We start from the raw sequence: 14,164 nt of genomic DNA, 5'->3' as shown, positions 1-14,164 counted from the left end.
AAAAGCTGCATTAATTATTTCATTTTTATTATAAATCCAATATGGAAGAACCAAATTTAATCTCAGATGCAGCTAATATCCGAGAGATATATCTTAACAAACCATAAATATTTCCTGGACATATCCTTATCCTCCAAGTAGCAATTAAAAATGAAATTCATATTGTCTGAAGTTAAAAATTCTTCTCTAATTTTAGCTAAAATTCCTGATTCTTTACGTTTAGTAATAGAGAAAATTCAGTCATATTCTTATGCAGAATTATATGAAGAAAAAGATATTCAGGGAACAAATTTAGAAGATTCTTTGATCACAGTATTTAATGCAATAGAAAAAGAAAAAAATAGTTTAGATATAAGTTATTGCTATTTCTTTATGGCTATAGTTATGGGAATTGCTGTGCAACCAACGATTAAAACTTATTTACCTCGTGAGACAATAACTGGTAGGGTATTTCAGCATCTTTTTCAATATTGGATATATCCTAAAAATCATTCTCAGTCAAATTTAAACGTTTCATTTCGGGATTATCAGAATTATTTGGGACAATATCAAGCTCTTGATGAAGCTGTTGATGTTTTTGAAAATTTGCTGCAAGTGCTGGAGTCTGTTAAAACCAGAGAAGCTATATTAAATATATTGGATGATTGCTTCCAGGGTTATGCTATTTTTCCAGGATCACAAGGTAGACGGGAACTTTTTGATTGGTGGTTATTAGATGTTATTCCATCTGTTTTTTGTGGACGTTTACCTGAAAATATTCATACTTTAAAGGGAGTTGATAAAACAACTAAACATATTTCTAAAATACGAAACTATTTTTGGAAAGTAGTGGAGAATAATCAGTCTCAAGGAAATACAGATTTGGAAAAACAAGATTTGTTGTTGAAATTTTTGGCTAATTAGTTTTTGATAAATAAATAATATTAATATTTATCCCCAAACAATTTCCATATTTAAAATAAACCCTGGTAAAATATCTTCACCTGATAATTCTTGAGGAAATTCTAATATTTCCACTGGTTTATAAAGACGATAGATTTCTACTTGACGCATTTTCCGATTAATTAACCAACCTAATTTAACTCCATTATTAATATATTCCTGCATTTTTGCTCGCGTTTCTTGCAAACTATCACTAGGTGACATTAATTCTAAAACAAAATCTGGGGCAATTGGTGAAAACTTTTCTTGTTCTTCTGTTGTCAGTGTATCCCATCTCTCCTTTTTTATCCAAGCGACATCAGGAGAACGATTTGCACCATTGGGAAGTTTAAAACAGGTGGAAGAATCGAAACAAACTCCTAGTTTAGTTTGACGATTCCAAATCCCAAAATCTGCTGCAATTTCAGCATTTTTATTTCCCGTTATTCCTCCCGTAGGTGATATTATCAATAATTTCCCATCTGCATTACGTTCAAATTTGACTTCAGGATTTTCCCGACAAAGTTGATAAAATTGGTTGTCGGTAAGTTGGATAATGGAGTTTAAGTTGACGGTGATAGCTGTCATAGGAATCTTATTGAGGATGATATCAACCTTAACTAAGTTATAAAGTAAGTTGCAGGTTTTGTTATTAGAATTTAAGTTAGTTAGACAATCCCAGTTCGATTTTTAATATAGCCAAATCCAGCATCAAAATTAAATAATATTCGGCAACTATATCTATCTAAAGATTCTTGAATATCTGGATTATCAAAGTCCTTAGAGTTTCTATTAATAAAGCAACGTCGCTGTTCGTCTGATTGATTCAAATGTTCAATAACCGAAGCGTAAACAATAGCATCTTGGGGTGTAAAGTCAAGCTCAGACTGATATCCTATAGCTGCGGTTAGTATCTCTACTGTTAAAGGGATGACTTTGCTAACCACTAATAACTTCTCTACAACTATTTGAAATCTTTGCTTTTCTTCTCTCCCACTATTTACCAAAAATTCAGTAATCTCTTGATAAGTATGTACCTGCTGTTGGTAAGGTAGAGAACGTCCAAGCTGAGAAAGCTCTCTATGCAAATCTTGTGATAAATTCCGGCGGTTTTTTTCCCTACGAATCAGCGTTTCATAAGGTTCTGTAAGACTAAATGCGGGCAAAATCAAATTTATTTGTCCTGCTTCTGCCAAGTCTAGAAGTTTTTGACAACTCTCCTGCTGCTCCTGAAGTAGTGCCAGTTCTAAGACAAAATTCGTTTCTACATAAACATCCATTATATTAAACCAGTTCTTCCAATTTTAGGTGTCCGTAGTGAATAGCATCAAATAGACCTGAACTCACTAACCAATCCATATTTGGTGGGAGTAAATCAACAGATGGTATTGTTAATATTTGATGAAGCCAAGCCGAAACTATTAACTCAAAACCTTCACTGCTAATTTCATGATTTTGAGTATATGCTTTGGGGTAATAAGATTTAAGAAAAGGTTCAGGGTTAATTTCATAATCTGGCTCTATCAAATCAGTAGATAAGCCTATATTTTTCCACAAATAAAATTTCTCTGGAAGTGCTAATAGAAAAAAAGGTGCTTCTGGAAGTAAACCATGAGCATACATATTGCGTCGCATTTTAGCAGCCCAAATTTTAGATGCACCACGTTTATTTTTAACTTCCACTAAAAGCTGTAAATGTCTATCTTTTCCGTGTACTGCCATATCAGCATAATACATCTATAATCACCTCATAACTAGGGAATAACTAACCTATTCTGAAATTTCATTTTAACGCTTCCTTTTACCTTTATTCCATTACAGCTAAAACTGCTTTTGGTAATAGTTTTTCTTTAAACCAAACTATTCTTGCAGGGACATCATTTAATTTTACACCGGCTTTTTCTAAATTCAATCTTTCGGAAATTGCTAAAATTAAGTTATCGCAATTTGCACGCCTGACCTGAGAAAACTTCTTTTGTAAATATTCTGGTCGCCAATAACCAACAATTTCTAATAAAAAACTGCGTCCATCAGGATGTACTAAACGAAAATCGGGAATCATCACACTGCCAGGAATGGGGATTAAATCAACTTCTCGTTCTAATATCCAGCCGCTTTTTAAGGCATCCCATTTATCAGCAAATGATTGTTCTAACATACTATCATAAGGCTTCCCAGGTGGATAATGAGAGACTAAACCACATTCTGAATTGAGAGTAAATCTGCCAGTTTTCCATTCATTTGTATAAAAATCTCGTGTTTGTAAAGTTGCGGCTAAACTCCATTTTGTGACATGAAGTAAAGCAGGAATCATTTTGGCTATTGATAAACCATAACGGGTACTAGGAGTAAATAAACTAGTCGGTCCATCAATGCTAATTGTAAAACCGTGGTCAGCATCACCTTCAATATAAGCCATTAATTGAAACAACTTTAAATAACGAAATAATAACTTATATTCTCCTGGGACATTGCGATGGGCAGTTAACACTAATTGACTAGCTTTATAAAATACACCTTGCACTTGAGATAAATTATATCTATGTAATACTTCCTCTGGTTTTGGTGTGTCAAAAGCAGTTAAAATTTTATTTTCAGATAAATCAGCATAAAGTCCATGACGCACTTGAATCGCTAGAACTTCCTGCTGTAATTCCTGACTTAACTCATCAGCAACCTGGGTTAAAGTTACTTCTGTTGCTTCTCGACTAGGAACAGATTTTGCAGCTAAAGCAAATACTCGTTCTCTTAACATTGGTGGTTCTAAAGGACTAACAACTTCAAAAGTGCAGAAACTACTCTTGAGAATATAAGCCAAACCCCGCTTCATGCGATAATCTGTAGTATCACCTTCAAAATCTGATAATTGACCTTCAAGAACACCTTGAGTTTTCCCTACCGCTTCCTGAAAAAAATTAATTAAATCAGTCGTTAACTTTAAATGTTTATCATCAAGTTTCAGTCTCTTCGGGATAATTTCTTCCCCGTTCTGACGATGAATCAGTAACTCCGTTGGTAACATCTTTCTTCTTAGTTGAATAATTAATTTCTAACTGTTCAGCCGCCTTTAAATCTCTTTCCTTCCCACCCCCATAAACAACCTTTAAATTCTCTTTCCTGTCCTTCTTCTTCTCTTCCTTCTCTTTCTTTCCTTCGCGTCCTTCTCTTCGAGACACTTCGTGAACGCGTCTTTGCGGTTCGTTACTCTTTTCCCCTCTTCTCCGAGCCGAAGTACCCTCCTCGCTAGTATCCTCAGCCACTACCTCATATAAAATCGCCTGTTTATTTTCAATATTACCCTTACGTAAAACCCTGCCCAAACGCTGAATATATTCTCTAGCTGAACCAGTCCCAGAAAGAATAATTGCAATAGAAGCCGCAGGAACATCAACCCCTTCATTCAACACATGAGAAGCGACCAAAGTATTATATTCACCCTCCTTAAACTTAGTTAAAATTTGATGCCTTTCCTTCACAGGAGTTTGGTGAGTAATAGCTGGAATTAGCAAATCTTGAGAAATGCGATAAACAGTAGCATTATCAGCAGTAAAAATCAAAATTCGTGCTGGGTAATGTTCTGCTAACAAATCCACAAGAATTCTGATTTTACCGTCAGTCCCCAGAGCGATTTCTTTTGCTTGCCGATGTGCTAACATTGCCCTGCGTCCGACTTGCGATCGCGCACTCATTTGCACAAAACTCTGCCAACCTTGCAGACTGCCTAGAGAAATCCGCGATTGTTTCAAAAAATCATTGCGAGTTTGAATCAAATTATTATATCTTTCGCGCTCAAGTTGAGATAACTTCACCTTAATTTGCACAATTTGATGTTCTGCTAAAGCCTTACCCGCTAAGTCTTCAGCCCGTTTGCGGTAAACTTCTCTGCCAATGAGGATGTTTAAATCAGCGTGTTTACCATCTGTGCGTTCTGGTGTAGCAGATAATCCTAACCGATAAGGTGCGATCGCATATTCAGCAATTACCCGATTAAAATCTGTCGGTAAATGATGGCATTCATCAAAGATAATTAAGGCATATTTATTACCCAAACTTTCCGCATGAATTGCCGCACTATCATAAGTAGCCACCAAAATCGGTGTTCTATCCCGTGAACCACCACCCAGCAAACCCAACTCCGCATCAGGAAAAGCCGCTGTTAAGTGTGCATACCATTGATGCATCAAATCCAAAGTTGGGACGACAATCAACGTTGTCCGTGGTGTCGCTTGCATCGCCATTTGTGCCAAATAAGTCTTACCAGCAGCCGTGGGTAGCACCACAACCCCCTGTCTTCCCGCCAATTTCCAGGCAGCTAAAGCCTCAGTTTGGTGGGGATAGGGAGTCATCTCTAAACTGGCAACCAAATCTAGGGGATAAAATCCCTTAGCTTCATCAATAAAGTCCGTCTCGGACTCTTGCATTGCTTCGACTAAACACCGGTATCTAATTGCCGGAATTCGGAATTTTTCGATTCTATCATCCCATGTTGCATAATCTATCCAAGCTTTGCTGCGTGGTGGTGGGTGTAAAATTAACGTACCACGATCAAAAGTTAAGGTGGGGTTGCGACCCATTTAGGTTTTTCTCCCAGCTTGTTACATTTAACTACTAATAACTTAAAAAGTGCATGATTCCCAAAAGAGATTTTGGTACAAATCCCATAGAGGCGTTGTTTGCTTCCGAACTATCGGACTTGCAAATAGATGTCAGCCTGGTAGAATCTTACAGAGAACAGCGGCAGCTTTTTATACTCAAGCGCCTCCAGTTGCAAACCAAAATAATGCTAATTGTCGGTTTAACACTGACGGCTTTTTTTATTTGGGTAAATCAGCAACCACAGGAAAAAATCAATGCTTTTAGAATAGGTTTCTTAATTGAATTCTTCATTTTAATTTGTTGGTTATTATGCCAGACTCAAATAGGTCGTCGTTACCCACACATACTTTTTTTAAATTTATCTTGGTCTGTCACTTGTGTAATCCAAATTTACACAGCAGTTCTGTTTGATTTTGTAGAACCTTTTACGAATATTTGGAGTTTGATGTTTATTACTCAAGCAACACTTATTCCTGTACTATGGCGAACTCATCTCACATCACAAATTGGCACAATTATCTGTTATTTAGGATTATATCTGATCTATCGTCCACAATTTAAGCACCCATTATATTTTTATGTTGAAAATGGCATATATCTATTTTGGACAGGGATAATTTGTGTATTTTCTGTTTATTTATATGAGCAGATGAGAAAAAGAGAATTTCGAGCCAGACAAGAATTAGAACTAGCTCAAAAAAAATCGGAAAAACTAATTTTAAATATTTTACCCGCAGTAATTGCCGAACAACTAAAACAAGAACATACTACCATTGCTGATAGTTTTTTAGAAGTCACAGTTTTATTCGCTGATATTGTCGGATTTACAGAACTTTCTAGCCATACCTCCCCACCCCAACTAGTCGAATTTTTAAACGAAATATTCTGCTTGTTTGATGAATTAGCAGAACGTCATGGAGTAGAAAAAATCAAAACCATTGGTGATGCCTATATGGCTGTTGCTGGTTTACCCAATCATCGTAGCGATCATGCCATAGCCATAGCTGATATGGCATTGGATATGCAACAGGCTGTAGATCAGTTTAGCCAAGAAACAAACCAATCATTTCGGATTCGGATTGGCGTGAGTACAGGTCCAGTAGTTGCAGGGGTAATTGGCTTAAAGAAATTTGCCTATGATCTGTGGGGAGATACGGTAAATACTGCTAGTAGAATGGAATCACATGGTGTTGCCGGTCGAATTCAGGTGTGTGAAAACAGCTATCATCTGTTAAAAGAAAAGTATTACCTGGAAAAGCGCGGTTTAATTAAAGTTAAAGGTAAAGGAGAAATGATTACTTATTTACTCGTAGGCGCAAAAAAAGTTAACAGTTAGTAAAATTTTTTATTAAAACTACTGAGGAATTAATTGTATAATATAGTATTTATGCTAGATAGTGTTTGCTTGCATTGATTTTTACTACTTTAGATAGATTATTAATCAGCAAATGTTAAGCTGTGTGGTTCCTCGTTGCATAATAGGAGTGAAACCATAGAATTATGCTTAACTAATGTGAGGACAAATTCCAGAAAGCCGCTCACCAAAGGAGATGCCATATTGAAAGGGAAGGTTTTTCTCCTATCAAAGTATGTTGTGTCTATAGCATCTGTTGGTATCGCTTTGTTACTAACAATGCTTTTTCTGCCATTATTAAAGCCTACTATCTTCATGTTATTTTTTGGCGCTGTAGCAGTTAGTACATGGTATGGCGGACTTCAGTCAGGGATCTTGGCTAACATTTTATCTATTTTATGCGTTGATTACTTTTTTTTATTTCCACATTTTTCATTTTATGTAGAGAATTCAGATAGTGTGATGCGGTTAATCTTGTTTATGTTGATAGCAACATTTATCAACTGGATTAACTCAGAATTACGTACTGCTCAACAGAAGTTAAAAAAGAGTGTTCAGCGACTAGCAGCAAGTGAGTTAAAGTTTAGACGTTTGCGAAATTCTAATATTATTGGTGTGATTATAGCCGATATGAATGGTAACATTTTAGAAGCAAATGATGCCTTTTTAGACATAGTTGGTTATACACAAGAGGATCTATTGTCAGGGAGAATAACCGGGCCATCAATGACACCTCCAGAACATTTAGAACAGAGAAAACATATAATATCAGAACTACAAAATAATGGAGTATGTCAATCTTTTGAAAAAGAATACATTCGCCAAGATGGTAGTCGTGTTAGTGTGCTGATAGGTTTAGCTTTATTAGAAGATAATTCAGAACAGATAATAGGGTTTGTTATAGATTTAAGTGAACGCAAAAAAATTGAGGAAAATTTACGCCAACGAGAACAAGAATTGAGTTTAATTACAAATACTCTGCCAGTAAATATTGCTTATATAGATGATCAACAGCATTATCGTTTTAATAATAAAGGATATGAGGAATGGTTTGGTGTATCCACATCAGAAATTTATGGGCAGCATCTGCGAGAATTTTTAGGTGAGTCAGTTTATCAGTCAATTTACCCCTATGTACAAAAAGTCTTGGCAGGTGAGCGAGTCAGCTTTGAGTCCCAACTTTATCATCAAGATGGTAAAAAACATGATATAAAAGTTAATTATGTTCCCCAATTCAATTCGCAAGGGAAAGTTGAAGGATTCGTAGTTTTAATTATAGATATTACAGAGCAGAAAAAAGCACAAATTGACCTGAAACAAAGTGAAGCAAAATTTAGGAAACTCACAGAAAAAGTACGTGTAATTCCTTGGGAAGCAGATGCTATCACTGGAAATATTACCTATGTTGGCCCGCAAACTGAAGATATTCTTGGTTATCCGGCAAATGATTGGTACGGGGAAAATTTTTGGAGAGACCATATACATCCAGATGATCAAGAATGGACTATTAATTATTGTCACCAATGTTCTTATTCTCTAGAGAATTACGAATTTGAATATAGAATGTTAGCGGCAGATGGCAGAATTGTCTGGTTATATGACATTGTGAATATCGTTCGGGATGAAAATGGTCCACAGCAACTGCATGGGTTCATGATTGATATTACCGATCGCAAGCAAGCAGAGCAAGAACGGGAACAATTACTAGAGCGAGAAAAAGCTGCGAGGGCTGAAGCTGAAACCGCTAACAGCATCAAAGATGAGTTTTTAGCTACACTTTCCCACGAACTTCGTACCCCCTTAAATGCGATGCTGGGGTGGACACAGCTACTCAAAAGCCGTAAATTTGATGAGATAACTACTAATAGGGCATTGGAGACAATTGACCGCAATAGCCATGCTTTAGCACAATTAATTGAAGATGTTTTGGATGTATCGCGGATTATTCGCGGCAAACTAAAATTAAACCTGCATCCAGTTGAACTTGTCCCAGTGGTGGAAACGGCTATTGACACTGTGCGTCCGGCCGCAGATGCGAAAGAAATTGTGATCGAGTCTCAATTTGACCCAGCAGTGGGGACTGTGACGGGTGATGCCAACCGCTTGCAACAAATAGTGTGGAATTTGCTCTCCAATGCTGTCAAGTTTACACCCAAGAGGGGAAGAGTTAAGGTACAAATAGAGCGGATTAATTCCCGCGTGCAAATTCGAGTTACTGATACTGGTGGTGGAATTTCTGCCGACTTTTTACCTCATGTATTTGAGCGTTTTTGCCAAGCTGATAGTTCAACCACGCGATCGCACGGTGGATTAGGATTAGGATTAGCGATCGTCCGTCATTTGGTAGAATTACACGGCGGCACAGTTTCTGCGACAAGTCCAGGAATTGAACAGGGAGCAACATTCATCGTCAATTTACCCATGAAAGCCGTTGCTATAGACGGGGATAAACCAGAACAGTATTCACCGATGAAGAATGGTAATTTTGTGAGTCACCAATTATCCATTTTGGAAGGTTTACGAGTACTTATTGTTGATGATGAAGCAGACGCTCGGCATTTGCTAACTACAATTTTAGGACAATATGGCGCTCAAGTCATGGCTGTTAGTTCTGCACCTGAAGCAATAACAGCCTTACCAGAATTCCACCCAGATATATTAGTTAGTGATATTGGTATGCCTCAAGAAGATGGCTATACACTAATTCGTAAAATTAGAAGTCTGCCTAGTGATAAAGGAGGAAAAATTCCCGCAGTCGCGCTGACAGCTTATGCTAGAGCAGAAGACCGAACTCAAGCTTTATTAGCTGGATTTCAGTTACATATTCCCAAACCAGTAAACCCTGCGGAGTTAGCAGCAGTAGTTGCAAATTTGGCTCAGAGAACTTGATAATTCGTCAGGAGTCAGAAGTCGGGAGTCAGGAGTCAGGAGTCAGGAGTCAGGAGAAAGAAGGAAGAAGGAAGAAGGAAGAAGGAAGAAGGAAGAAGGAAGAAGGAAGAAGAATATTTTTTTCCTATTTACCTTTACCCTTCCTGCCTCCTTTACCATTTTCTGATTTAATTGATTATCCTGAAATAGTAAGGAAATCAACTGAATGTAAATGGCCAGCAGGTGCTAGATGCTGCAAGTAGACCACATATTACAAGACCGCTATCAAATTGAACGCCAACTTGGTAATAATGGAATTCGTCAAACTTGGTTAGCCAAGGATTTACAAGCTGCGGACGAAAAAGATTCGTTAGTGGTAGTCAAACTCTTGGCTTTTGGTGGTGCTGTTCAGTGGGATGATCTGAAATTATTTGAAAGAGAAGCAGAAATTCTCCAACAGCTAAATCATGACCGCATTCCTCAGTATATTGATTATTTTTGCATTGATGATCGTAATCTCTGGTTTGGCTTAGTCCAAGAATATATTCCTGGTCAATCACTTAAAGAAAAACTTGCACATAGTAACAGGTTTAGTGAAAAACAAACTTGGAAAATTGCCAATCAAATTCTCAAAATTCTCATTTATTTACACGAGTTAAATCCAGGAGTTTTACATCGGGATATTAAGCCGAGTAATTTAATTTGGGGTGATGATAATCAGATTTATTTAGTTGATTTTGGGGCAGTTCAAGATAAAGCTGCGAAAGAAGGTGTCACCTTTACTGTTGTTGGTACCTATGGTTATGCACCTATGGAACAATTTGGTGGTCGGGCGATTCCTGCATCAGATTTGTATGCTTTAGGAGCAACTTTAGTTCATTTGTTAACTGGTCTTGCTCCAGCAGATTTACCACAAAAAGATTTACGGTTGCAATTTGTTGACCGAGTTAATATTAGTCCTAACTTTGCCAGTTGGTTGCAAAAGCTAACAGAACCATCACCAGAACAACGTTTTACTAGCGCTCGCCAAGCATTGGACTCTCTCAAATCAGGTCAGATTATTAAATCTGCCAACAAGAAGAGAAATTTGCGAAGAGAAGAATTTATTAATAATTCTGGGTGTGGTATTTTCAATAGCACAGAGCAAGTGCCAGAAGAAATTTTAGGTTGGAATTGGGGAGCATTTCTAATGCCTTGGCTTTGGGCTTGGCCTAATTATGTGTGGATGTATGGATTGCTGTGTTTTGTACCCTATATTGGGTCACTAATGGCGATCGCTTTCGGAGCAAATGGTAATGAGTGGGCTTGGAAAAGTAGACGCTGGCGCAGCATTGAACATTTTCAGGCACACCAAAGAGGTTGGGCGATCGCTGGCATGATGATTGGCATACCTATGAGTATTATGTTTTGGGGTGGTGCGATCGCTGTTATTCAATTAATACTAAGGTGATGATTCTCCATAAATATCTCCAGAAAAGAACATAGAGACATTCCACAGAACATCTCTACAAAGGTTACCGAAATAGTGCTAAGTACCGAGTACCAAGTAATGAATGAGATCCATAGTTAGAACTCAGCACAAATAAGTCTAAAGTCCCTGAAGTCATTCATGGAAGAAGGAAAATATTTATTTTGAGATGATTGCACGAGAAATAATGCTTCCTTGTTTCAATCCCCTAACTTTAGTTATGTATGGAGTTACTCAGCACTCAGTACTCAGTACTCGGTACTATCTAACTTACTGGAGCTTCAGCAACACCCACAGGACAAGCAACATTAGTACCACCTAAACCACAGTAACCACCTGGGTTTTTGGCTAAATATTGCTGATGGTAATTTTCAGCATAATAAAACTCAGGTGCATCTAAAATCTCTGTGGTAATCTGCCCATAACCTGCACCATTAAGAGCCGGTTGATAAGCGTCCCGTGATGCCTCTGCTAATTGCTTTTGCGTTTGAGAGTAGACATAAATTCCGGAACGGTATTGACTACCAGAGTCATTACCTTGACGCATCCCTTGTGTGGGGTTGTGGCTTTCCCAAAATACCTTCAGCAATTGAGAATAACTAACTACTTTCGGGTCAAAAACAACTAACACAACCTCATTATGACCAGTCATACCGCTGCATACTTCTTGATAGGTAGGGTTGGGTGTGTAGCCAGCCGCATAACCAACAGCAGTGGTGTAAACTCCTTCTAGTTGCCAAAACTTCCGTTCAGCACCCCAAAAACAGCCTAAGCCAAACATTGCTGTTTCTAAACCTTCAGGAAAAGGAGGCTTAAGGGGATTACTGTTGACGTGATGCTTTGCGGGTACAGGCATAGTTTCTGTTCTTCCTGGCAAAGCTTGCTCAGGTGTAGGCATCCCCGATTTTTTACCAAATCCAAATATTCCCATTGATTTTGATTACATTTATAAATGTTTGCTTTTCTTATTTATTGTAAATAATTTGGCGGTACGATGTCAGGTATATGCTTGGTGTTGAGGAAATTTGTCTGTTAAGGTGTCAAAATAACTAATGGGTGCAAAAATACGCCCATACAAATGATCTCATAACTAAAAATGCTTTCCCTTGCAAATCAAATTATCTTAATTACAGGTGCTAGTAGTGGAATTGGTGCAGCTTGCGCTCAAATTTTCGCTCCTACAGGTGCAAAACTCATTTTAGCGGCACGACGTTGGAAACGGTTGCAGGAGTTAGCTGAAAATTTAAATATTACCGCTGACAAAATCCATTTATTGCAACTTGATGTGTGTAGTTGCTCGTCTGTTGAATCCGCAATCTCTAATTTACCTCCCGATTGGTCAAATATCGACATCTTAATTAACAACGCTGGTTTGAGTCGCGGTTTAAATAAGCTTCATGAAGGCGATGTTCAAAACTGGGAAGAAATGATTGATACTAATATGAAGGGTTTGCTTTATGTCACCCGTCATATTGTACCAGGAATGGTTGCCCGTGGTCGTGGTCATGTCATCAATCTAGGTTCTATAGCTGGACATCAAACTTACCCCGGTGGTAATGTTTATTGTGCAACAAAAGCCGCTGTTAAAGCTATTTCTGAAGGTTTAAAACAAGACTTGTTAGGAACTCCGGTGCGGGTGACTTCTGTTGACCCTGGTATGGTAGACACAGAATTTAGTCAAGTCCGATTTCATGGTGATACAGAGCGGGCAAAAAAGGTTTATGAAGGTCTTACTCCTCTTACCGCTGATGATGTAGCTGATGTCATATTTTTCTGTGCCACCAGACCTGCTCACGTCAATATTAACGAAGTTATTGTCATGCCAGTTGACCAAGCTAGTGCTACTTTAGTAAATCGACGAATATAAAAATTAGCCTCTTCAACTTCTGAATATCTCTGGTAATTTTATTACTATTTACTTTGATATCAGATGAATATTATGTTATACTGAAATAATTTGATTTTGATAGAAACATCTACAATAAAAAGCCAGTAGAAACTCGTGACTGAAAATATTGATCATGACCGCTTGTTTAAGGAATTAATTTCAACATTTTTCATCGAGTTTATAGAACTTTTTTTCCCAGAACTTATTAAGTATATTGACCCTGAATCTGTTACCTTATTGGATAAGGAGATATTTACAGATATTACCGCTGGAGAAAAGTATGAAACAGATTTGATAGCTCAGGTAAAATTTCGAGAAGAACGTTCTTTTTTTCTGATCCATATTGAAGCAGAATCTACTTCACGTTCCAGATTTGATAAACGAATGTTTCGCTATTTCGCTCGTTTACATGAGAAATTTGATTTACCCATTTATCCGATTGTTATTTTTTCCTATAGCAATCCCAAAAAAATAGCTATCAGTAATTATCAAATTAACTTTCCTGACTTTGAAGTTTTGAAATTTAATTACCGAGTTGTTCAACTCAATCAATTAAATTGGCGAGATTTCTTGAATCGTGATAATCCAGTCGCTTCCGCTTTAATGTCGAAAATGAATATAGCTGCAACCGATAGACCAAAAGTTAAAGCAGAATGTTTACGATTATTAGTGACTTTAAAATTAAATCCCGCAAAAATGCAATTAATTTCAGGTTTTATTGATACTTATCTGAAGCTCAATCAATCGGAAGAACAAATATTTCAAACAAACTTAGGTTCCTTTAAACAAGAAGAACAGGAGAAGGTTATGCAAATTGTAACCAGTTGGATGAAACAGGGAATTGAGCAAGGTATTGAGCAGGGTATTGAGCAGGGTATTGAACGAGAAAAAAATTTAATTATTCGTTTGATTAAGCGCAAATTAGGTAAAATTACTCCTCAAACTGAAACTCAGATTAGAGAATTAACAGTTGAAAATCTTGAAGTTTTAGGAGAAGCGTTATTAGATTTTTCAACGGCAGAAGATTTGCAAAGTTGGTTTGATAATCTTAACCGTTAAGTAGTTGACA

12 protein-coding genes are annotated in these 14,164 nt (G+C 37.2%); 6 read left to right on the top strand and 6 right to left on the bottom strand.

Annotated features, from left to right (window positions below):
- Nucleotides 1-162 precede the first annotated feature (162 nt).
- Nucleotides 163-903 (top strand): hypothetical protein, encoded by a 741-nt coding sequence (locus VB713_RS14495; protein WP_323312222.1) that lies wholly within the window; start codon nt 163-165, stop codon nt 901-903.
- A gap of 27 nt (nt 904-930) precedes the next feature.
- Here the strand turns inward: VB713_RS14495 and VB713_RS14490 are convergent, their stop codons facing one another.
- The 5 genes from VB713_RS14490 to VB713_RS14470 all read right to left on the bottom strand — a co-directional run bounded on the left by VB713_RS14490 (nt 931) and on the right by VB713_RS14470 (nt 5,495).
- Nucleotides 931-1,509: a Uma2 family endonuclease gene (locus VB713_RS14490; RefSeq protein WP_323312221.1), complete on the bottom strand. Its 579-nt coding sequence runs from the start codon at nt 1,507-1,509 to the stop codon at nt 931-933.
- An 80-nt stretch (nt 1,510-1,589) separates the two neighbouring features.
- Entirely contained in the window at nt 1,590-2,201 is a 612-nt protein-coding gene (locus tag VB713_RS14485; RefSeq protein ID WP_323312220.1) for a PIN domain-containing protein, read from the bottom strand.
- A gap of 4 nt (nt 2,202-2,205) precedes the next feature.
- On the bottom strand, nt 2,206-2,658 hold the full coding sequence (locus tag VB713_RS14480; protein WP_323312219.1) for a hypothetical protein: 453 nt from the start codon (nt 2,656-2,658) through the stop codon (nt 2,206-2,208).
- A gap of 70 nt (nt 2,659-2,728) precedes the next feature.
- Complete coding sequence (locus tag VB713_RS14475; protein WP_323312218.1) at nt 2,729-3,943, bottom strand: DUF790 family protein; 1,215 nt, start codon at nt 3,941-3,943, stop codon at nt 2,729-2,731.
- Entirely contained in the window at nt 3,873-5,495 is a 1,623-nt protein-coding gene (locus VB713_RS14470; RefSeq protein ID WP_323312217.1) for a DEAD/DEAH box helicase, read from the bottom strand. Before VB713_RS14470 ends, VB713_RS14475 begins: the two co-directional genes overlap by 71 nt.
- Before the next feature lie 53 nt (nt 5,496-5,548).
- Here VB713_RS14470 and VB713_RS14465 point away from each other — a divergent pair, with 53 nt between their 5' ends.
- From VB713_RS14465 to VB713_RS14455, 3 genes are all read left to right on the top strand, one after another.
- Nucleotides 5,549-6,853, top strand: coding sequence for an adenylate/guanylate cyclase domain-containing protein (locus VB713_RS14465; RefSeq protein WP_323312216.1), 1,305 nt, complete (start codon nt 5,549-5,551; stop codon nt 6,851-6,853).
- A gap of 258 nt (nt 6,854-7,111) precedes the next feature.
- On the top strand, nt 7,112-9,760 hold the full coding sequence (locus tag VB713_RS14460) for a PAS domain S-box protein (protein ID WP_323312215.1): 2,649 nt from the start codon (nt 7,112-7,114) through the stop codon (nt 9,758-9,760).
- 229 nt (nt 9,761-9,989) lie between these two features.
- Nucleotides 9,990-11,189: a serine/threonine-protein kinase gene (locus VB713_RS14455; RefSeq protein ID WP_323312214.1), complete on the top strand. Its 1,200-nt coding sequence runs from the start codon at nt 9,990-9,992 to the stop codon at nt 11,187-11,189.
- Between the two features lie 283 nt (nt 11,190-11,472).
- On the opposite strand, the gene msrA is transcribed toward VB713_RS14455, so the two are convergent.
- The gene (gene msrA, locus VB713_RS14450) at nt 11,473-12,138 is read right to left on the bottom strand and encodes a peptide-methionine (S)-S-oxide reductase MsrA (protein ID WP_323312213.1); all 666 of its coding nucleotides are present in this window, start codon (nt 12,136-12,138) and stop codon (nt 11,473-11,475) included.
- A 165-nt stretch (nt 12,139-12,303) separates the two neighbouring features.
- Between msrA and VB713_RS14445 the strand changes: the two genes are divergently transcribed.
- On the top strand, nt 12,304-13,074 hold the full coding sequence (locus tag VB713_RS14445; RefSeq protein WP_323312212.1) for an SDR family oxidoreductase: 771 nt from the start codon (nt 12,304-12,306) through the stop codon (nt 13,072-13,074).
- 135 nt (nt 13,075-13,209) lie between these two features.
- Entirely contained in the window at nt 13,210-14,154 is a 945-nt protein-coding gene (locus tag VB713_RS14440) for a DUF4351 domain-containing protein (RefSeq protein WP_323312211.1), read from the top strand.
- Nucleotides 14,155-14,164: the final 10 nt, after the last annotated feature.

It is taken from the genome of Anabaena cylindrica UHCC 0172, assembly GCF_034931625.1.
In the GTDB taxonomy this organism is placed as follows: Bacteria; Cyanobacteriota; Cyanobacteriia; order Cyanobacteriales; family Nostocaceae; genus Anabaena; species Anabaena cylindrica_A.
The sequence above is the reverse complement of the archived record's forward strand: the minus strand, read 5'-3'. Positions and strand labels throughout refer to the sequence as shown.